The organism is Arthrobacter sp. NPDC089319 (assembly GCF_040684925.1).
GTDB lineage: Bacteria > Actinomycetota > Actinomycetes > Actinomycetales > Micrococcaceae > Crystallibacter.
This window is the reverse complement of the sequence record NZ_JBFBGZ010000003.1, coordinates 308093-327460: the sequence shown is the minus strand read 5'-3', so window position 1 is coordinate 327460 and position 19368 is coordinate 308093. Positions and strand designations below refer to the sequence as shown.

The 19368-nt window shown below is 65.8% G+C and carries 18 protein-coding genes and 1 tRNA gene; 5 read left to right on the top strand and 14 right to left on the bottom strand.

Annotation, left to right across the window (positions count from 1 at the left end):
• Positions 1 to 20: 20 nt before the first annotated feature.
• Positions 21 to 947, bottom strand: coding sequence for an aldose 1-epimerase family protein (locus AB0N75_RS06670; protein ID WP_364646906.1), 927 nt, complete (start codon positions 945 to 947; stop codon positions 21 to 23).
• A gap of 87 nt (positions 948 to 1034) precedes the next feature.
• On the bottom strand, positions 1035 to 1865 hold the full coding sequence (locus AB0N75_RS06665) for a Bax inhibitor-1/YccA family protein (RefSeq protein ID WP_364646903.1): 831 nt from the start codon (positions 1863 to 1865) through the stop codon (positions 1035 to 1037).
• Between the two features lie 256 nt (positions 1866 to 2121).
• Between AB0N75_RS06665 and AB0N75_RS06660 the strand changes: the two genes are divergently transcribed.
• The 5 genes from AB0N75_RS06660 (at position 2122) to AB0N75_RS06640 (ending at position 6817) form a co-directional block, all read left to right on the top strand.
• Complete coding sequence (locus AB0N75_RS06660) at positions 2122 to 2418, top strand: co-chaperone GroES (RefSeq protein ID WP_127512147.1); 297 nt, start codon at positions 2122 to 2124, stop codon at positions 2416 to 2418.
• A gap of 253 nt (positions 2419 to 2671) precedes the next feature.
• A complete protein-coding gene (locus AB0N75_RS06655) occupies positions 2672 to 3991 on the top strand; it encodes a branched-chain amino acid ABC transporter permease (RefSeq protein WP_364646900.1) in 1320 nt (439 codons plus the stop codon).
• An 11-nt stretch (positions 3992 to 4002) separates the two neighbouring features.
• Entirely contained in the window at positions 4003 to 4983 is a 981-nt protein-coding gene (locus AB0N75_RS06650; protein ID WP_364646897.1) for a branched-chain amino acid ABC transporter permease, read from the top strand.
• Between the two features lie 71 nt (positions 4984 to 5054).
• Complete coding sequence (locus AB0N75_RS06645; RefSeq protein ID WP_364647056.1) at positions 5055 to 6050, top strand: ABC transporter ATP-binding protein; 996 nt, start codon at positions 5055 to 5057, stop codon at positions 6048 to 6050.
• The gene (locus tag AB0N75_RS06640; RefSeq protein WP_364646894.1) at positions 6047 to 6817 is read left to right on the top strand and encodes an ABC transporter ATP-binding protein; all 771 of its coding nucleotides are present in this window, start codon (positions 6047 to 6049) and stop codon (positions 6815 to 6817) included. The genes AB0N75_RS06645 and AB0N75_RS06640 overlap by 4 nt, the downstream gene beginning before the upstream one ends.
• A gap of 243 nt (positions 6818 to 7060) precedes the next feature.
• On the opposite strand, the gene AB0N75_RS06635 is transcribed toward AB0N75_RS06640, so the two are convergent.
• From AB0N75_RS06635 to AB0N75_RS06580, 12 genes are all read right to left on the bottom strand, one after another.
• Positions 7061 to 8452: an ABC transporter substrate-binding protein gene (locus AB0N75_RS06635; RefSeq protein ID WP_364646891.1), complete on the bottom strand. Its 1392-nt coding sequence runs from the start codon at positions 8450 to 8452 to the stop codon at positions 7061 to 7063.
• A 143-nt stretch (positions 8453 to 8595) separates the two neighbouring features.
• Positions 8596 to 8668, bottom strand: a tRNA-Leu gene (locus AB0N75_RS06630).
• A 49-nt stretch (positions 8669 to 8717) separates the two neighbouring features.
• A complete protein-coding gene (locus AB0N75_RS06625) occupies positions 8718 to 9224 on the bottom strand; it encodes an N-acetyltransferase (RefSeq protein ID WP_364646888.1) in 507 nt (168 codons plus the stop codon).
• A gap of 94 nt (positions 9225 to 9318) precedes the next feature.
• Positions 9319 to 10767 carry an FAD-dependent oxidoreductase gene (locus AB0N75_RS06620; RefSeq protein ID WP_364646886.1) on the bottom strand — a complete coding sequence of 483 codons (1449 nt, stop codon included), beginning with the start codon at positions 10765 to 10767 and terminating at the stop codon, positions 9319 to 9321.
• Positions 10768 to 10821: 54 nt separating this feature from the next.
• Complete coding sequence (locus AB0N75_RS06615) at positions 10822 to 12246, bottom strand: S8 family serine peptidase (RefSeq protein ID WP_364646883.1); 1425 nt, start codon at positions 12244 to 12246, stop codon at positions 10822 to 10824.
• 22 nt (positions 12247 to 12268) lie between these two features.
• Positions 12269 to 13237, bottom strand: a complete 969-nt coding sequence (locus AB0N75_RS06610) for a Ppx/GppA phosphatase family protein (RefSeq protein WP_364646880.1) — start codon at positions 13235 to 13237, stop codon at positions 12269 to 12271.
• Positions 13237 to 13941 (bottom strand): DUF501 domain-containing protein, encoded by a 705-nt coding sequence (locus tag AB0N75_RS06605; protein WP_364646877.1) that lies wholly within the window; start codon positions 13939 to 13941, stop codon positions 13237 to 13239. Before AB0N75_RS06605 ends, AB0N75_RS06610 begins: the two co-directional genes overlap by 1 nt.
• 75 nt (positions 13942 to 14016) lie before the next feature.
• The gene (locus AB0N75_RS06600) at positions 14017 to 14775 is read right to left on the bottom strand and encodes a septum formation initiator family protein (protein ID WP_364646874.1); all 759 of its coding nucleotides are present in this window, start codon (positions 14773 to 14775) and stop codon (positions 14017 to 14019) included.
• 87 nt (positions 14776 to 14862) lie between these two features.
• Positions 14863 to 16143 (bottom strand): phosphopyruvate hydratase, encoded by a 1281-nt coding sequence (gene eno / locus AB0N75_RS06595; RefSeq protein WP_364646871.1) that lies wholly within the window; start codon positions 16141 to 16143, stop codon positions 14863 to 14865.
• 90 nt (positions 16144 to 16233) lie between these two features.
• The gene (locus AB0N75_RS06590; protein ID WP_364646868.1) at positions 16234 to 16959 is read right to left on the bottom strand and encodes a MazG nucleotide pyrophosphohydrolase domain-containing protein; all 726 of its coding nucleotides are present in this window, start codon (positions 16957 to 16959) and stop codon (positions 16234 to 16236) included.
• A 58-nt stretch (positions 16960 to 17017) separates the two neighbouring features.
• Positions 17018 to 18124 (bottom strand): adenosine deaminase, encoded by a 1107-nt coding sequence (locus AB0N75_RS06585; protein ID WP_364647053.1) that lies wholly within the window; start codon positions 18122 to 18124, stop codon positions 17018 to 17020.
• 131 nt (positions 18125 to 18255) lie between these two features.
• The gene (locus tag AB0N75_RS06580) at positions 18256 to 19095 is read right to left on the bottom strand and encodes a VTT domain-containing protein (protein WP_364646865.1); all 840 of its coding nucleotides are present in this window, start codon (positions 19093 to 19095) and stop codon (positions 18256 to 18258) included.
• Positions 19096 to 19368 lie beyond the last annotated feature (273 nt).

Sequence of the window (19368 nt, the reverse complement as noted above, 5' to 3'; positions counted from 1 at the left end):
ATTGTCACCCAGACATGTGTTCAGTGAAGCCGCGCCGTAATCCCCCAGCTGCCGCCGAAAGCACCGCCGGGTCGCAGCCAGGTCAGCCCGGTGCCGGAATTCAGGCTGTTTGCCGGAGCAGTCATGGGCTCTACCGCCACTGCGCACTCCCTGCCGGGATACTTTGACGTGACAAAAATATGCACGTACTGGAATGCGTCTGCCTGCCACAGCCCGACCGTCGAACCGTTATCCGAGGCCAGGGTGGTCACCACCCGTCCGCCGGGGCCGGCGGCCAGCCCGGTGTAGGCCCGGTCCATCGCCAGATCCGCCAGCCGGGCCCCCTGGCGAAGGTCGGTTTGCCCGTCTACCGGGGATTCCGACGTCGGAATCATGGTCTGCGGATCTGCCGGGAAGAACCGTGCCGCGGGTACGGTCAGCGTCAACCGGTCGGCGGGTTCGTCTCCCAGGCGCAGGAACGGATGGGCGCCCAGCGCGACCGGTGCCGCCGCAGTGGACCGGTTTACTAGCTCCTGCCGCACCGTCAGGTCGCCGGCCTGGTCCAGGGAGTACTCGGCACTGTGGCTGAGCCGGAAGGGGTACCCGTGCTGTGGGAAGATCTCCGCCCGCAGCACCAGACTGGACTCGCTCCGTTCAACCAGCCGGTATCCGGTATTGCGGAGCAGCCCGTGGATGGCGTGGCCTCGGGGCGGCTCCGTGATGTCCAGTTGCTGGACGGCGCCGTCAAGCGTCCACCGGCCCTCGGCCACCCGATTGGGCCACGGAGCCAGCAAGATGCCGCAGGCCGAGGGCGGGATGCGACCTGCATCGTACGTCTCGGTCAGCTGCACGCCGTGCTTTTCGAAGAGCCGCAGGCCGCCTGCGAGCTCGGTGATCACGGCGCGTGATCCGGCGCGCCGCAGTTCAAATTGTTCTCCGGTCGCTGCTTGGCTGCGCTCGCGCGTCATGGCTTCTACGGTACCGGGTGTCCGTGAAACAACCGACCCCGGCACTGGGCCGGGGTCGGTTGGGAAGAAACTGCGGATCTAGCGGATTTACTCGTCGCCGCGCAGGATGGCCAGGAGGCGGAGGATCTCCACGTACAGCCAGATCAGGGTCACGGTCAGACCGAAGGCCGCCGTCCAGGAGTACTTGCGGTCCGCGCCCTGCTTGACGCCTTGCTCGATGGAGGTGAAGTCAACGATCAGCGAGAAGGCGGCCAGACCGATGGCGAACAGGCCGATGATGACACCCAGCGGGATGCCCATAAATTCGACCCCGCGCACGCCCCACTGGTTGTCCAGCACGCCGAACCACATCAGGCCTAGGTTCACCAGCGAGAACAGCGCGTAGCCGATCAGCGCGATCATGAAGAAGCGCATGGCCTTCGGGGTGGCGCGAACCTTGCCGCTCTTGAACAGGACCAAGGTAACGGCGAAGACACACACGGTGCCGAGCACTGCCTGCGGGGCGACTCCTGCGTACATGCTCTCAATGAACATGGACAGCCCGCCGACAAACAGACCCTCGGCGAAGGCATAGGCCAGGATCAGGCCCTTGGACGGCTCCTTCTTAAAGGCATTGACCAGGCCGAGCACCAAACCGGCGATCATCCCCGGGATCATCAGGACCGGGTACATCCAGCCGATGGCACCGCCAACGACCACCAGGGCCAGGCAAGCCAGCGTCTTCATGATGACGTCGTCGTACGTCATCCGGCCGGTCTGGGCCGGACCGGCGGACGGCTGGTTATACAGGTCCTGCAGCTGCTGGCTGGTCAACTGCGTCTGGCCGGCCAGCACGGTCGAACCGGCTGCGGCAGATCCCGCGGGTGAACCGCGGAATGCCTTTGGGTTGTTGAAAACCGGATTTCCTCCGATTGCCATCTTGTTGTCCTCCATCGTCAGGGGGCGAGCTATTGATTACACTATCAATCCCAACGAACGCCACGGCAGAAAATTCCATCGCGCGTAGATGAACTCTTGCGCGCTCAGCCCTGCTGCCCTGCCGCCGCCGTTGCTCACCTCTGCTGCCACCCTCCTCTGCTGCCGCGTGCGGGCCTGCGGGTAGACTGCTGCGGTGACTTCGCACAGTCCTTCCAACAAGCCCCGCTCCTCCGCACGGGACAAACTTCCGCTGCGGATGCTCCATGACCGTATCCTGGTGGCACCGGACCAGGACAGCAGCGAGCGCCGTTCATCCTCCGGAATCGTCATTCCGGCCACCGCGGTGATGGGCAAGCGGCTGGCGTGGGCCGAAGTCGTTGCCGCCGGCCCGCAGGTCCGCCAGGTCGCGGTCGGCGACCGGGTGCTCTTTGATCCGGAAGACCGCGCGGAGGTGGAGGTCAATGCTGCCGACTACACCCTGCTCCGCGAACGCGACATCCACGCCGTATCCCAGCCGGAGGAAGCGGACAGCAGCACCGGCTTGTACCTCTAGCCTCCAGTGAGGGTGGGCTCCCCGCAAGTCTGCCCCTCCCTGTAGCAGGGCTGCTCCGTGGTGCACCGACGTTTTACCTTTGCTTAACAACTGCTTCACAGTTGTTACCTGATCGCGATAGAACCAACCTCCCCACCCCCTGTGCCACAGGTAACATAAACGACACGTCAGTGATTCTTGTCACAGACTTGGTCAGTGCCTGCCGGTGATCCGGCGGACCACCCCCACTGTGGAGGTTCATATTTTGATAGCGATGCCGAAGCTCATTCGGCCATTGGGGACGCTACTCGCCTTGTTGGCGATCATCACGGGGATCTTGCTGTCCGCTCCCCCCTCACTGGCTTCGACCACCTCGCCAGCACCAACACCCGGAGCAACGACGGCGCCTGCGGAACCCTCCCGCTACAAGATCAGCGGTGTCATGCGAAACGCCGACGGTCCGGTCGCGGGGGTACGGATCACGGCGACAGGGGAAGGGTTCAGCGGCGAGGCGACCACCGGGGAAAACGGAACCTGGTCTATCGGTGTTCCGGTCCAGGGAACCTACCAAGTCGAAGTGGACGTCTCCACCTTCCCGGAGGGCGTGAAGCTGGCCCAGGGAACACCAAATCCGCGGGAAGTCACTTTCACCAACACCTCCAATGCCGCCGCCGTCTTTCCGCTTGGCGAAGGCATCGTGGTCCAGAGCGCCAGTTTCGGCGAGATTTTCGTCGAGCGTCTGATTGCAGGCTTGAGCTTTGGTCTGCTGCTGGCTTTGGCTTCGGTGGGCTTGTCGCTGATCTACGGCACCACCGGCCTGACCAACTTCGCCCATGGCGAGATGGTCACGCTCGGGGCAGTCGTGATGTTCGGCTTCTCTGTTGCGGGGCTTCCGATCTGGTTGGCACTGCTGCTGGGAGTCGTCTTCGGCGGTGCCTTCGGCTGGGTTCAGGACGCGTGGCTCTGGAAGCCGCTGCGGCGCCGCGGTACCGCGCTGATCCCCATGATGATCATCAGCATCGGACTGGCCCTGGCTGTGCGCTATACGATCTTGTTCAATTTCGGTGGCGCCACTCAACAGCTTCCCGGGGCCAGCAGCCCCATCCTGGAACTCGGTGCCATCTCCATCAGCCGCAACACGCTGCTCTCGCTGATTATCAGTCTGGTGGTGATCGTCCTGATCGCCATGCTGCTGCTCAAGACCCGTCTGGGCAAGGCTACCCGCGCCGTTGCCGACAATCCTGCGCTCGCGGCAGCCTCCGGCATCGATGTTGACCGCGTCATCAGGATTGTGTGGACAGTGGGCGGCATACTGGCGGCACTGGGCGGCATCCTTTGGGCCTATTACCGGCCCGGTGTCACCTTCAATATGGGCCAGCAGATCCTGCTGCTCGTCTTTGCCGGCGTCATTCTGGGCGGGCTGGGCACCGTGTTCGGAGCCTTGGTTGGCTCGGTCCTCGTTGGTCTCTTCGTCGAACTGTCGACGCTCTGGCTCGTAGCAGACCTTAAGTACGTAGGCGCTCTGCTGATCATGATCGTTGTCCTTCTGTTCCGGCCACAGGGCATCCTTGGCCGTCGAGAGCGCGTGGGTTAGGAGGCTACACCATGGATTTCCTCAACATATTCGCCAACGCACTCGGCGAGATCGTCAGCCCGACGACGGCCGCCTACGCCCTGGCTTCCCTCGGTCTGGCAGTCCACTTCGGCTTTACCGGGCTGCTGAACTTTGGACAAGCCGGATTCATGGCCATTGGCGCCTACGGATTCGCCATCCCCACCCTCTTGTGGGACGTCCCGTTCGTTGTCGGCGTCTTGATTGCGGTCGTAGGATCGGTGATTTTTGCGCTGCTCTTGGGCATCCCTACGCTGCGGTTGCGGGCCGATTATTTGGCCATTGTCACGATTGCCGCCGCGGAGATCATCCGTTACGTGGTCACCACCAATGAACTGACCGAGATCACCGGTTCCGCCAACGGCCTGGCCGCGTTCGAGGGCGGGTTTTACGCCATGAACCCGTTCCCGCGGGGCACCTACAATTTCGGCCTGACCAGCATGAACGAGCGGGACGTTTGGATCCGGGTGGTTGCTTGGACCTTGGTTGCGCTCTGCTGTCTGCTGGTGTTCCTGCTGATGCGCAGCCCCTGGGGCCGGATCCTGAAGGGCATCCGCGAAGACGAGAACGCTGTGCGGTCTTTGGGCAAGAATGTCTACTCTTACAAGATGCAGTCCCTGATTTTCGGCGGCCTGTTGGGCACCTTTGCAGGCATGATCTTCACACTCCCCCGCGGAGCGGTCCAACCAGCCAACTATCAGACTGAGCTGACGTTCTTCCTCTGGACGTGCTTGCTACTGGGCGGCATGGCCACCGTTCTCGGCCCGGTCGTCGGCGCCATGATCTTTTGGGTGGTGCTCTCGCTGACCCAAGGGCTGCTCTACGGGGCCATCGAGGCGGGCTACATCACCTTCCTGACCACCACTCAGGCCGGGCAGTTGCGGTACATCTTGGTCGGCGTCGCTCTGATGCTGTTGATGATTTTCCGGCCGCAAGGCGTGCTGGGCAACAAGAAAGAGCTGGTATTCGCATGAGCGAACAAGACCGCATCCCGGGAGGAAGCGGCACCGCCGCCCCGGACCAGTCACCCGTGCCGAACGAGTACATGACCGACACACGTCCCATCGCTGCCGACGAGCCGGGGCCCGGCTGCCGCAAGCGCGATCCCATCCTCGTGGCCAAGAACGTCACGCGCCAATTCGGCGGCGTCAACGCCGTGGACGTGGAGTATCTGGAGATTCCCCGGCACCAGATCACGGCGCTGATCGGGCCAAACGGAGCCGGCAAGACGACCCTGTTCAACCTGCTCACCGGATTCGACATCCCGCAGTCCGGTGAGTGGTCCTTCGAAGGCCACTCGCTGGCAGGAGTGGCCTCCTACAAAGTGGCCAGGATGGGCATGGTCCGGACGTTCCAGTTGACCAAAGTCATGGGCAAGCTGACCGTCATTGAAAACATGCGGCTGGGTGCCACGGAGCAGTCCGGCGAGAACCTGTTCAAGGCCCTCTTCAAGAAAATCTGGGGGCCGCGGGAACAAGAAATTACCGAACAGGCCGAGGACCTGCTGGTCAAATTCAAGCTGGATGCCAAACGCGACGACTACGCAGCCTCGCTGTCCGGCGGCCAGCGCAAACTGCTGGAGATGGCCCGGGCCCTGATGGTCCGGCCCAAACTGGTCATGCTCGACGAGCCGATGGCCGGCGTGAACCCGGCCCTGACCCAGTCCCTCCTCGATCACGTCAAGAATCTCAAGGCCGAGGGCATGACCGTGCTGTTCGTCGAACACGACATGCATATGGTCCGCCACATCGCCGATTGGGTAGTGGTGATGGCCGAAGGCAGGATCGTGGCCGAAGGCCCGCCCGGCGTCGTCATGAAGGACCCCGCAGTGATTGATGCCTATCTCGGTGCCCACCACGACGTCGACCTCGGTGACGCGGAAGGGGTCGAAGCGCTGGCCGAGGAACTTGCCCAGGACGCGGAGTCGGTAGTGGGTACGGCTGACGAGGGGGTCCTGCGCAGCCACATCAGCGAGCACGATTCCAGCCGGGATGAGTCCCGCGAAGCCGATCAAGACCCGAATAGGAAGGACCAGGCATGAACGCGCACCGGGTGGAGCCAAGCCCGACCAACACAGCGGCGGGGGAAGCCGTGGTCGTCGTGAAGGACCTGGTGGCCGGCTATCTGCCCGGCGTCAACATCCTCAACGGCTGCAGCATCGAAGCCCGCCAAGGTGAATTGATTGGCATTATCGGGCCGAACGGCGCCGGCAAGTCAACACTGCTCAAGGCCATGTTCGGCTTGGTCAAAGTGCATTCCGGCACCGTTGTGGTCCGAGGCCAGGACCTGACCGGGTTGAAAGCCAATAAGCTCGTCAGCCGCGGCATCGGGTTTGTTCCGCAGACCAACAACGTCTTTTCCACGTTGACCATCGAAGAGAACATGGAAATGGGCATGTTCCAGCGGCCCAGGGACTTCAAGGAGCGCTTCGAGTTTGTCGCCGGCATCTTCCCCGACCTAGCCAAGCGGCGCGCGCAGCGGGCCGGCTCGCTCTCCGGCGGTGAACGCCAGATGGTGGCCATGGGCCGTGCCCTGATGATGAACCCGGCGGTGCTGCTCCTGGACGAGCCCTCGGCCGGCCTCTCCCCGGTGAAGCAGGACGAGACGTTCCTGCGGGTTCACGAGATCAACCGGGCCGGTGTCTCGGTGATCATGGTGGAACAGAACGCACGCCGCTGCCTGCAGATCTGCGACCGTGGCTACGTTCTGGACCAAGGCAAGGACGCCTACACCGGCACCGGGCGCGAACTGCTCAAGGATCCGAAGGTCATCCAGCTCTATCTAGGCACTCTGGCGGACACTGCCTAAGCACCTCCAACCGGCCACAACGACGGCGGCGCCTGCCCTTCGCGGGGTGGGCGCCGCCGTCGTTGGCCCTCCCCTGTGACCAGGGCGCCACCGTCGCTGGTCCTCCCCTGTGGCCAGGGCGCTGTGGTTGATCCTGCGGCCTCCGAGTGCTCTGGACGAGTCGTAGAGCCTCCCCCCCCACGGCAGAGGGCCCCAGCTGGTGGCTGGAGCCCTCTGCATCGGTTCGAGTGGTGTGGAGCGGTCTTACAGCTGGCCGAACTCCTCCAGCTTCGGCTGCGGTACGTTGGTGTCGTCGTACTGGTAGATGCCGATGTAGGCCTCGGTCGGGTCACCGTTCTTGTCGAAGGTGATCGGCCCGGAGATGCCGTCGTAGTCGATGTCCTTACCGTCGCGCAGCAGCGTCACGCAACCGGCGAAGTCATAGCATTTCTCACCGCCTTCAGACACAGCCTGCATCTCCTTGGCGATGTCCTCGCCCTTGGTGCTGCCAGCTGCCTCGGAGGCCAGCGCCACGAGGTTCACCGCGTCGTAGGACTCGCCCGCGTACGAGAAGGAGTTCAGCTTGTCGTCGACTTTCGCCAATTGCGCCTGGAATTCGTCCTTGGCGAAGGTGCCGGGAATGGTACCCTGCGCCCCCGCCATTGCACCGGGGTCAAGTTCCTTGCTCAGGTCCGAGGTGTTGCCGTCTACCAAGAACATCTGGTCGGCCTTGATGCCCTTGGACAGCAGCAACGGTGCAATCGACTTGATCTGGTCGAAAGTAATCAGCGCGATGGCGTCGGGCTTGGCGTTGACCACCGCATCAACCTGCGAGCTGAACTGCGAATCGCCCTCGTTGAACATTTCGGTTGCGACCACTTTGCCGCCGGAGCCTTCGAAGGCCTGCTTGACGTTGTCCGCCAGACCGGTGCCGTACGCGTCGTTCAGTACGATCATGCCGAGGGTCTGGGCACCGCAAGTCACCATGTAGTTGCCAAGGGTGCGTCCCTGCAGCACATCCGACGGAGCGGTCCGCCAGTACAGGCCCTTGTCATCCCACGTGGTGAAGTCCGGCGACGTATTCGCCGGGGAAATCTGCAGAACGCCCGCGCCGGTGATCTGGTTGATCACGGTGAAGGAAACGCCCGAGGAGGCCGCTCCCACGATGGCGTTGACCTTTTCACTGAGCAGGTCCGTCACCGACTGCGTTGCAATGTCAGTGGTGGTGTCCCCGGAGTCGCGCTGGACGGTTTCCACATCCTTGCCAAGCACACCGCCGGCTTCATTGATCTTGTCGACGGCCAGCTGGACACCGGCAATTTCCGGCGGGCCCAGGAAGGCCAACGTCCCGGTGGTCGGCAGCAGCGTGCCGACCTTCAGCGGCTGATCGGTGGAGCCCTTTGACTCGGGAACGTCCGCCGGGTTTCCGGTTGCACCGCCGGTGGGTCCCCCGTCCTCGCCGGGTCCGGGACACGTCAGGCCCGATGCGCCTGCCGGTGCCGATGAAGCTCCCCCTCCAGGCTCCGACGGCGTCGACGACCCACCGCCGCAGGCCGAGGCAAACAAGGCGATTCCCAATCCGAGCGCGGCCAACTTCCCCGCCCGCGCGGAGTTGCCGCCGGTGCCGAAAAGCACAGCGTTTCGTGTGGCAGTCATGTATGTTTTCCCCTCGATCGAAAGGTTTGTGAACCTTTGATGCGCTACCAGGTATTCCTGATTACAGAGAAAACTAGTCCAAATTGTTGTTGAAAATAAGCGTTTTGGGTTACATCCTTGTAACGCTCGTCACACTGTTGAGGTACCCCCGGTGGGACTCGAACCCACACTGGACCGATTTTAAGTCGGTTGTCTCTGCCATTGGACTACGGGGGCGTGGCATTCCTGCACCTACCTAGGGTACTTGATGGCCCGTTCCTGTGGTTCAAAGGCGGCCGAAGGGGCCGGCGTAGGTGAACGTACCCGTTGGCGGAAGCTCGACCAGCGGCAACGCCATGAAGTGGGCGCCCCACGCCGGATCCGGAGCTTTGATGCCGGCTTCACTGGCCGGCCGATACCCGAAACGCGGATAGTAATCGGTGCTTCCGAGCAGCAGGATGACGCTCTCCCCCGCACCCTCGGCCCGCCTTTGCATTTCGGCCAGCAGGGCAGCTCCGATGCCCGAGCGCTGGCGGTCCGGCTCCACCGCGATCGGCCCCAGCCCCAAGGCGGGCGCACCGTCGATCCACCCGCGGGTACTGATCACCTGGCCGACAACGGTTCCATGGTCCTCGGCGACGAGGGAGAACTCCGGCAGGAAACCGTCACAGTCGTACAGCTCGGCCAGCAGCCGGCGTTCAACGGGTTCCGTAGCGCCATCCGCGGCGAAGGCCCGGGCCACCAGGCTGAGGACGGTGGGGCGATCCCCCGGTTGTTCTGTCCTGATCAGCATCAAGATATTCTATGCCGCAGCGTTCTGCGCAGAACGCAGCAGGCCCGGATACCGACGTGCGATATCCGGGCCTGCTGCGTTTGTTGCGGTTAGGTTAGCGGCCGGTGGACGCGAGTTCCTTTTCGGAGCCGGTGCCCTGGGCGTCCGTTGCCGGCTTGGGAGCGGCGGCGGCCTGCGGGCGCGGCTGGGGTGAAGCAGCCTCACGGAACTGGCGGTACGGGGTCTGCAGATCGGCGAGGCGCGTGGTGTCGCGGCCCAGGAAGATGGTCCAGAACCAGTTCGAGATCACGCGGATCTTACGCTCCACGGTCGGCATGGCCAGTCCGTGGTAGCCCCGGTGGGCCATCCAGGCCGGCCAGCCCTTGAGTTTGATGCCCATGATCTTGGCGACGCCCTTGTTGAGGCCGAAGCCGGCGACGGCGCCCAGGTTCTTGTGCTTGTACTGCTTGACGCTGCCCACGCCCCAGCGGGCCGCGTAGATGTTTTTGGCAAGCCGCTTGGCCTGGCGGATGGCGTGCTGGGCGTTCGGGACACAGAAGCCACCCACCCCGCCGCCGGTCAGGTCCGGCACTGCTGCGACGTCGCCAGCGGTCCAGGCGCCGTCAATCGGGCCATCCTCGCCAACGATCTGCAGGGTGGCATCGGCCTTGATCCGGCCGCGTTCGTCCTGCGGGAAGCCAAAGCTGCGGGCCACCGGATTCGCCTGCACGCCTGCAGTCCACAGCAGGGTGTCGGCTTCGAAGGTCTCGGCCGGAGTCTTGTCCGGCATATTGATCAGTTCCAGCACGCCGCCCTCCGCCTTGGCCAGGGAGGTGTTGAGCATGACCTCGATGCCACGTGAGCGCATGTGCTCGACGACCCACTCGGCCTGCTCTTCGGTGACCTCGGGCATGATCCGGCCCATCGCCTCGACCAGCACAAAACGCAGGTCTTCCTGGCGCAGCCGTCCGTTCTTCCTGACGGCAGCGCGGCCCAGGTCCTCGATTTCGGTCATCGCCTCAATGCCGGCGAAGCCGCCGCCCACGCCAACGAACGTCAGCGCGCGGGTCCGCTCCGCTCCCTCAGGCAGCTGGGAAGCGGTCTCGATCCGCTCCAGCACCTTGTTCCGCAGCTCCACGGCTTCTTCGATGGTCTTCAGGCCAATGCCGGCTTCTGCCAGCCCCGGGATCGGGAAGGTGCGGGTAACGGCACCGGCGGCAACGACGACGTCGCGGTAGTCCAGCTCGAAAGCCTCGCCCGCCGCGGGGGTGATCACCGCCTTCTTGGCAGCATGGTCGATGGAGGTGACTCTGCCGGTGATGAGTTCGGTGTCCTTCAGATGCTGGCGGTGGTTGACCACTGCATGCCGGGCTTCGATGCTGCCGGAGGCCACTTCGGGCAGGAACGGCTGGTAGGTCATGTACGGAAGCGGGTCCACCAAGGTGACGATGCCGCCGTGCCCCTTGACCTTCTTCTGGAGCTTCAGCGCAACGTAAAGACCAACGTAGCCGCCGCCGACTACAAGGACGCGCGGGCGATCGGACAGAGCAGGAGTGAGAGCCATGCGTTAAGTGTAGCGTCTTTTGTGAAAGTTTTCACGAAGTAGGCGGGGAGCAAATCAGCGCTTGACCGGCTTCTGGTTCCCGCCCCGGATCGGCGGTATGAAGCCCGTGTCTGCATCCTCGATGGCCTGTTTTCCTGCCGCGGCCCGGCGTGCACGGATCGTCTGGACAGCGCCCAAAGTCAGCACGCCGGCAATCAGCGCACCGAACGAGAAGACGAGGACGGCTGGCAGTACCGAATTCTCGGTACGCGGTGGGACCGCCACCGGGGTGGTCGGTTCCGGAATGTCCGGGGCCACGGCCTTGGACTGCACCGGCGACTGCGATTCCGGCGCAGCGACGGCACCGCGGCGGTGCACGGTGATCCACTGGGCAATCGAGCCGAGCGGATTGGCTGATACCTCGGGAACTTCGGCGCTCAGCGCCGCTTCGGCGTCCAGTACGCCGTAGCCGTAGATCGGGTCATGACCGGGAACGCCGGAGTCCTTGGCCGTGGAGATGATGCGGTTGATGACTTGGGCCGCGCTCATGTCCGGATACTTGGAGCGAATCAGCGCGGCGACTCCGGAGACCAGCGGGGTGGCACCGGAGGTACCGGACCAGTCGGCATAGAGGCCGCCGGGCAATCCACCCACCAGGTTTTCGGCCGGTGCCGCAACGCCAATGACGATGCTCTGGGCCGAGGCCTCCTGGCTGGCCTCACCGTCGCGGTTTAGTCCGGCCACGGTCAGGACCCCGGGAATGGTGGCGGGAGCACCGGACTGCTCGGTCCCGCCGGCGCGGTTTCCGGCGGCGGCCACCACCACGACGTCGTGCTGCTCGGCATACAGGAACGCGGCGTCCCAGCTCTCCGGCCAGGAGGTGCTGGAACTGGTCAGCGACATATTGATGACCTGCGCGCCGTTGTCCACGGCCCAGCGGACGGCCGCGGGGATCTGCTCGTCCACTCCGACGCCGGAAGGGTTCGGCGTCCCGAGCCAGGTGGAGGCCGTCAGGATCTGCGCCTTGGGAGCCACCCCGATCACGCCATCGGTACCGGCCCCGATGCCCTTGTCCTTGGTCTTGGACTCGTCATCCTTCTTCTTGTCGTCCTTCTTGTCTTTATCCGGGGCATGCCCGCGCCCGGCCAGCAACGTCGCCACCAGGGTGCCGTGCTCGGGCGTTTGTCCGATGCCGCGCTGGCCGTCGGGATCGCCCGACCCGGAGGCATCGGTGCCGCCCACCACGGCCCCCTTGAGGTCCGGATGGGTGCCGTCAACACCGCTGTCGATCACCGCGACTTTCACGCCTTCGCCCTGCGATTCGTCCCAGGCGGCGCGGATCCCGTAGGAATCCAGCCAGTATTCCTTATCCCTAGTGGCGTCGGCATGGGCGGGTCCTGCCAGCATCAGCGAGCCAAGCACCGCAAGGGCCGAGCCCAGCGAAATGGCCTTCGCGGCGGACGAGCGCCTGCCGGGCCGTTCACTCTCGCGGTGGCGCATCGGTGTCCCTTCGGTAAGCAGTCTAGGTCCCTGGGGCTGGGTGGGTGGGCAGCCGGGTGGCGGCACTCAGGGCGATTCCATCAAGAATATCGTGTTCGCTGGCCGTTGCGCCGTCCACGCGTCCAGCGGTCAGTTCGGACAGCCGCCGTGACACGGTGCGCCAGATCAGCGCGCCGGCGCCAATGACGTCCACCCGCCCGGGGTGCATATAGGGCAGCGCCGCACGCTGCTGCCGGGTCATCTCCAGCAAGGACGTGCAGGCAGCATCCAGCCGGTCGCCCTCCACGCGTGCCCCGTGGATCGCCTCGGGACGGTACTGGTCCAGTTGCAGGGCGTGTGCGGTGATCGTGGTGACAGACCCGGCCACCCCTACCAACCGGTCAACGTCGGCCAGCGGCACGTCGTCCAGCACGCGAGCCAGATGCTGCTCGGCGTCGGCCACTGCTTCGGCAATTTCCGCCGCGGTGGGCGGGTCCGAGCGCAGGTGCCGCTCGGTGAAACGGACGCAGCCCATATCCGTGCTGAGCGCGGCCAGCACCCCGTCCGCGGTACCCAGCACGAACTCCGTGCTGCCACCGCCAAGGTCCACCACCAGCACCTTCTCTCCCGGCGCCGGGGCCAGGACACTGGCGGCACCGGTGAAGGACAGCTCGGCCTCTTCGCGGCCGCTGATCACTTCCGGCTCCACGCCGAGCCGGTCGCGGATGCCGTCCACAAAAACCTGCCGGTTGGCCGCATCGCGGGTGGCGGAGGTGGCAACGAAACGCAGGCTTTCGACCCCGTGGCTGCGCAGTTGCACGGCGTATTCTTCGGCCGCCGCGAACGTCCGCTCCAGCGCTTCGGGAGCCAGCGCGCCGGTGGCGTCGACCCCCTGCCCCAGCCGCACGATTTTCATCTCCCGGACCACGTCGCTCAGCCCGCCGTCCTGCACCTCGGCAATCAGCAGGCGGATCGAGTTGGTGCCGCAATCGATGGCTCCGACGCGTGCCACTAGGACTCCACTCCCCCGGCTGCGCCGGGCGTTTGGGGATCGACGGCGTCGGCGCCCCCTGAGGATTCCTTGCCGCCGGACCGTCGGGCCTTCTTGGCAGCCAGCTCGTCGGCGGTTAGGCCTTGGGTCCGGGTATGGCGGCTCAGATCACGCGCGGGCGCGGCCCCGTCAACGTCCCAGGCGCCGGCGCAATAACAACGGTCAGCGGTCCACCATTCGGCGATGCCCTCTAGCGCTTCGTCGCCCAGCGGGTTGACGCCCGGCCCCGCGGCCAGCGAATGACCGACCAAGACGTGCAGGCACTTGACCCGGGTGGGCATTCCGCCGGCCGAGACGCCCGCGATCTCTGGCACCTCCCCGATGCCGGAGCGGCGGCCCACCTCGTTCCGAGCGGCCAGGTACTCCTCATGGGCGCGCCGGTAGGCTGCGGCCAGCTCGGGATCGCTCTCGAGCCGCGCGGTCATTTCCGTCATCACCCCCGCCGCCTCCAGCCGGGACACCGCGGAGGTGATGACCGGGTGGGTCAGGTAGTACGTGGTGGGGAACGGGATGCCGTTGCCCAGCCGCGGCGCCGTGGTGGCGACGAGCGGGTTTCCGCAGACGCATCGCGCGCCGATTTCCACTACATCGCGGACCGGCCTGCCGAGCTGGCGGCTCAACGTGTCGAGGTCTTCGGGGGTGGGTGTGCGCTGAGCGGCGTTCATGGCTCAGTCCTTCCTGGTGCTGCGGTTTCGTTTGGCAGCGTGGCGTGTGATCCGGTAGCCGCGGCTGCCGGGATGTTAGTCAGCGGCGGGCGCGTCCGTGGCGGCCCGGGTCATCGAATTCCACAGTGCGTCGACCCACGGCAAGTCCTCCGGCGCGGTTGCGGATGCGTGTTCGTCCGACTCGCCCAGTCCTTCCGCGCCGGTGACCATGTACCGCTTCTCCCCCGGCATTACATAGAATATGCGATCCCGCGCCTGCTGTTTGATGTAGGCGGGGTCGTCCCAGCGGGCCAGCTCCTTGGTCAACTGCTGATGGGAGTCTTTCTTGGCGGCGATGTCCGCCTGCAGGGCGGCCAGTTCTGCCCGCTGCTCAATGAAAACCCGGACCGACGGAGCCAGCAGCACCGTGATGGACACCAAGACCACCGCCAGCGCCAGCAGCCGGCCGGAGAATGCTTTGGCAGGGACCGGCACGGCGTCGGCAGCCGCTTCCCGGGCCGGTTGCCGATGTTCCCGCTGCGCGGGCGTGTCAGGCTGCCTGATTCCCTCGGACAGCTGCCGGCGTTCGGCGGCGCGGGCTTCCGACGGCTCCGGCCTGGGCTTGGCCGGTGGTTTCGGTTTCCGGCGGTGGCCCGCCTCGGGTGTGCTCGCGTGGCCGGCCTCGGTCCGGGCCGCGGCCGGCGGCGCCGGGCGGCCGAAGTCGGCCCGGATGACCTTCCCGGTGTCCGGTTCCTCGCGGTCGGTGTCCTTGTCATCCCCCTGGCCGCTGCCCTGCGCGAGCCCGCCGCCGGCCGAACGGCCGGGCCGCGGCATGTTGGGGCGTCGGGTGGACATAGAGGCTCCTCACCGTGGTTGTCTCGCGGGGCCGGCGTCGGCTGACGGCCGGGCCCCGCTTAAGACATTACCGAGGGTTGGGCCGAACTACGCCGTGAAACGCGGGAAAGCGCTGCGACCCGCGTAGCGTGCCGCGTCGTCGAGCTCTTCCTCGATCCGCAGCAGCTGATTGTACTTCGCCACACGCTCCGAACGGGCCGGGGCGCCGGTCTTGATCTGGCCGGCATTGGTGGCCACGGCGATGTCGGCGATGGTGGTGTCCTCGGTCTCGCCGGAGCGGTGCGAGGTGATGGTGGTGTAGCCATTGCGCTGGGCCAGGGCCACGGCCTCCAGGGTTTCGGTCAGCGACCCGATCTGGTTGACCTTGACCAGCAGCGAGTTGGCGGTCTTCGCGTCGATGCCCTGCTGCAGTCGCTCCGGGTTGGTGACAAACAGGTCGTCGCCCACCAGTTGCACCTTGTCGCCGAGCTCGGCCGTCAGCGTTGCCCAGCCGTCCCAGTCGGATTCGTCCAGCGGATCCTCGATGGACACCAGCGGGAAGTCCGCCACCAGCTGGCCGTAGTAGGCACTCATTTCCGCTGCCGTCAGGGACTTGCCCTCGAACTGGTAGGCGCCGTCGCGGTAGAACTCGGAGGACGCCACGTCCAGGGCCAGCGCAATGTCCTTGCCCGGTGTGTAGCCGGCCCGGGTGATCGCCTCGGTGATCAGGTCCAGGGCCGCCCGGTTGCTGGGCAGGTTCGGGGCGAATCCGCCCTCGTCGCCCAGCCCGGTGGAGAGGCCCTTCTCCTTCAGCACGGCCTTGAGGCTGTGGTAGACCTCCACACCCCAGCGCAGGCCCTCGGAGAACGTAGCGGCGCCCAGCGGCACCACCATGAATTCCTGGATGTCCACGTCAGAGTCGGCGTGCGAACCGCCATTGAGGATGTTCATCAGCGGCACCGGCAGCACGTGGGCGTTCGGTCCGCCCAGGTACTTGTACAGCGGGAGGTTGGCGGATTCGGCGGCTGCCGATGCCACGGCCAGCGAGACGCCCAGGATCGAGTTGGCGCCCAGATCGGATTTGTTGGACGTGCCGTCCAGGTCCAGCATGGTCTGGTCGATCAGCCGCTGGTCGGTGGCGTCGAGGCCCACCAGTGCCGGCTGGATGGTGTCCAGCACCGCGCCGACGGCCTGGCTGACGCCCTTGCCCAGGTAGCGGCCCTTCTCGCCATCGCGGCGTTCGACGGCCTCGAAAGCACCGGTGGAGGCGCCGGACGGAACTGCGGCGCGGCCCATCGAGCCGTCGGACAGCAGCACCTCAACTTCAACGGTGGGGTTGCCGCGGGAATCTAGGATTTCGCGCGCGTGGATGGCATCGATCAGCGCCATGGGGTAGCTCCTGTTCGTTGGAACGAAAGATGGAATGTCTGCAGGCCCGGCACCGGCCGGCCGCAAGGTCCGGCTTAAGACTAATCGAGATCACCCCGTGGAGTTTTCTTCCGTTACGCGCTGCTGGAATCGCCGGACCGCGGAACGGAGCGCCTGCTCCGGGTCCACGCCGGCTTCTGCGGCGCGGCGGACGACGGCGAACAGCGCCTCGCCGACCTCGGCTTCCGTCAGGCCCTGCCCGCCTCCGGGCGGCCAACTGCCGTGCTGCGCCGCGGCGCCGCGGCCGTCGCCGCCGGGCTCAGCCCGTTCCACGGAGCCGGCCCGGCGCGCCCGGTCCAGGGATTTCGCCGCCAGGGTCAGCGCTGGCAGCGATGTCGGAACGCCGTCGAACGGCGTGGTCCGCTCCGGCTTCTCCGCCGCCTTCACCGCGTCATAACTGGCCACGATCTCGGCGACGGAGTCCGGAAACGTCCCCTGCAGGGACCCGTCCGGCCGGAACACGTGCCGGTTCCGCCGGATGAGTTTGGTGGTCAGCGCGGCGGCCACGGCGTCGAAATCGAAGTGCCCGCGCTCTTCCTGCAACCGCGCATGCAGCAGGACCTGGAAGAGCACGTCGGCCAGCTCGCCCCTGAGCTCTGCCACATCGGCTTGGCCGGTGTGCCCCGTTTCGATCGCCTCGGCCAGCTCGTGAGCCTCCTCGACCAGGTACTCGACCAGGGATTCGTGGGTCAGCGCGGCCGTCCACAAGCAGTGTTCGCGCAACTGCGCCACGACCTCGAGCAGCCGGGGAACGGCCCACCCCGGGCCGGGCTCCACCGTCGTGCTTTCGCGCCGTCCCGGTGCTGGCGGCCGACCGCCCTGCGGCATGGTCCCGTTAGTCCAGCTGGCTGCGGAAGCCCTCGCCGATGTACTCGACGAGCGCTTCACGCTCTTCCAGCGGCAGGAAGGCGGCTTCCGCCGCGTTGAGCGTGATCTCCAGCAGGTCGTCCAGATCGTAGTCGAAGGTTTCCACCAGCAACTCGTACTCGTCCGAGAGCGTGACGCCGCTCATCAGCCGGTTGTCCGTGTTGATCGTGACCTTGAACCCGGTCTGGTAGAGCAGGTCGAACGGGTGGGCTTCAATGCCTTCGCCGAACACGGCGATGGCGCCGGTCTGCAGGTTGGACGACGGGCTGCACTCCAGCGGGATGCCGCGGTCGCGGACCCACGCGGCAACCCGGCCCAGGGTGACCATACCGACTTCTTCGCCGTCTTCCTCGTCCGGGCCGAAGTCCACCTGGATGTCCTCGGCGATTCGTACTCCGTGACCAAGCCGCAGTGCACGGCCGCTGACCAGCGCATCGGCGATGCTGTCCACACCGGCCGCCTCGCCGGCGTGCACGGTGACCGGGAACTGGTGTTCGGCCAGGTAGGTGAATGCGTCTTTGAAGCGCGAAGCCGGGAAACCGTCCTCGGCGCCGGCAATGTCGAATCCGACGGCGCCCCGATCCCGGTGCCGGATGGCAAGTTCGGCGATCTCCTGGGAGCGGTCGGCGTGCCTCATTGCGGTGATCAGCTGGCCCACCTGGATGGGCCGGCCGCTGGCCTCGACGGCGTCGACACCCGCTTCAAGCCCGGCCTGGACGGCTTCGACGGCTTCGTCCAGGGTCAGACCCTTGGCCAGGTGCTGCTCCGGCGCCCAGCGGACCTCTCCGTAGACCACGCCGTCGTCGGCCAGGTCTTCGACGAATTCCTGTGCCACGCGGAACAGGCCTTCCTTGGTCTGCATCACGGCGACGGTGTGATCGAAGGTTTCCAGGTAGCGGACCAGCGAGCCGGAGTCCGCCGATTCCCGGAACCACTCGCCCAGTGCCACCGGGTCGGTGGAGGGCAGCTCGTGGCCCACGGCGGCTGCCAGCTCGATGATGGTGGCGGGGCGCAGGCCGCCGTCCAGATGGTCGTGCAGTGATACCTTCGGCAGGCTGCGGATGTCGATGTCCATATCGGCTGCGGTGTCTTCGGAGTAATCAGGCTCAGTCACACGCACCACCTTACGCGAGCACCCCGCCTGCCTGAACCGGATCGGCTTCCGCCGGCCGGCTCAACCGGCCATTGCCTCCAGCGGACGGTGTCTCAATCGTCCAATGCGGCCGTGGAGCGGTTGCGCGAGGGCACGGCGACGGGCGCATAGGGCTCGAAGCGCACCGTGCGCGAACCGGATTCCGGCGGTTGGTCGCCGGGATGGCGCCGTCCCTGCATTGGGGCGCCGGAGCTCCCGGCTGCGCCGTGATCGTATGCGGCCTGCCGGCTGGCTCCCGCCGGCTCCGCACTGCTGTGGGCGGCCGTGGCTGCCGCACGCAGCCGAGCGGCCCGGCGGCCGGCAAGCTTGATGCCATGGTCCAGCGCCAGGCCCAGCAACAGTGCCAGCACGATGGCCAGGCCCGCGGCCAGCAAGGTGTGGTCATGGAACCACTGTCCCGCCAACGCCCCAATGCCCACCGAGTACAAGGCCCATGAGAAGCCGGCCACCACCGAGAACAGGACGAACTTGCGGTGCTGGTAGCCGGTGGCTCCGGCGGTCATGTTGACCGCGACGCGACCCACCGGAATGTACCGCGCGCCTAGGATCAGCAGGGCGCCGCGCCGGTCCAGTTCCCGGCGGGCCCAGGCGAAGGCGGCGGCCACGCGTGGCCGCTGCATCCAGCGGAAGCGGTCAGCGCCGATGCTGCGGCCAATCAGATAGGCGATGTTGTCGCCGGCAATGGCGCCCACCGCTGCGACCACAACGACCAGCCAGATGTTAGGCGCTCCGGCGGATACGGCGATGGCAGCCAGCGCGACGACGACCGATTCGCTCGGAACGGGCGGAAAGATGCCATCGATCAGGCAGAGAGCCAAGAGTAGTGGGTAGATCCACCATTGTGCTGCCGCGTCGATGATGAAGACGCTGAGCGCGTCCATAAAAGTCTGCACGAGGTGTTCCTGTCCGCTGGATGTCTAAGTCCAACGATGCCATGCTGCATTTGGTGCCGCTATCGGGTAAATCCCTGACCGGGCCCCCAACGGTCAATGCCGCAGACCCTGCAGTGCGCCGGAGCTTCCCCAGAGCTCCGGCCGCAGACATCATCGTAGCCGGGTGCTGGTGGGCCGGGAAGAGGTTTATCCAGCGAATCTATAAACGGCCATCCCCAGTTGTTTTCAGCTGGGGGCGCTTCAACGCCTGTCCTGGTCCTGCCGGCGCGAGGC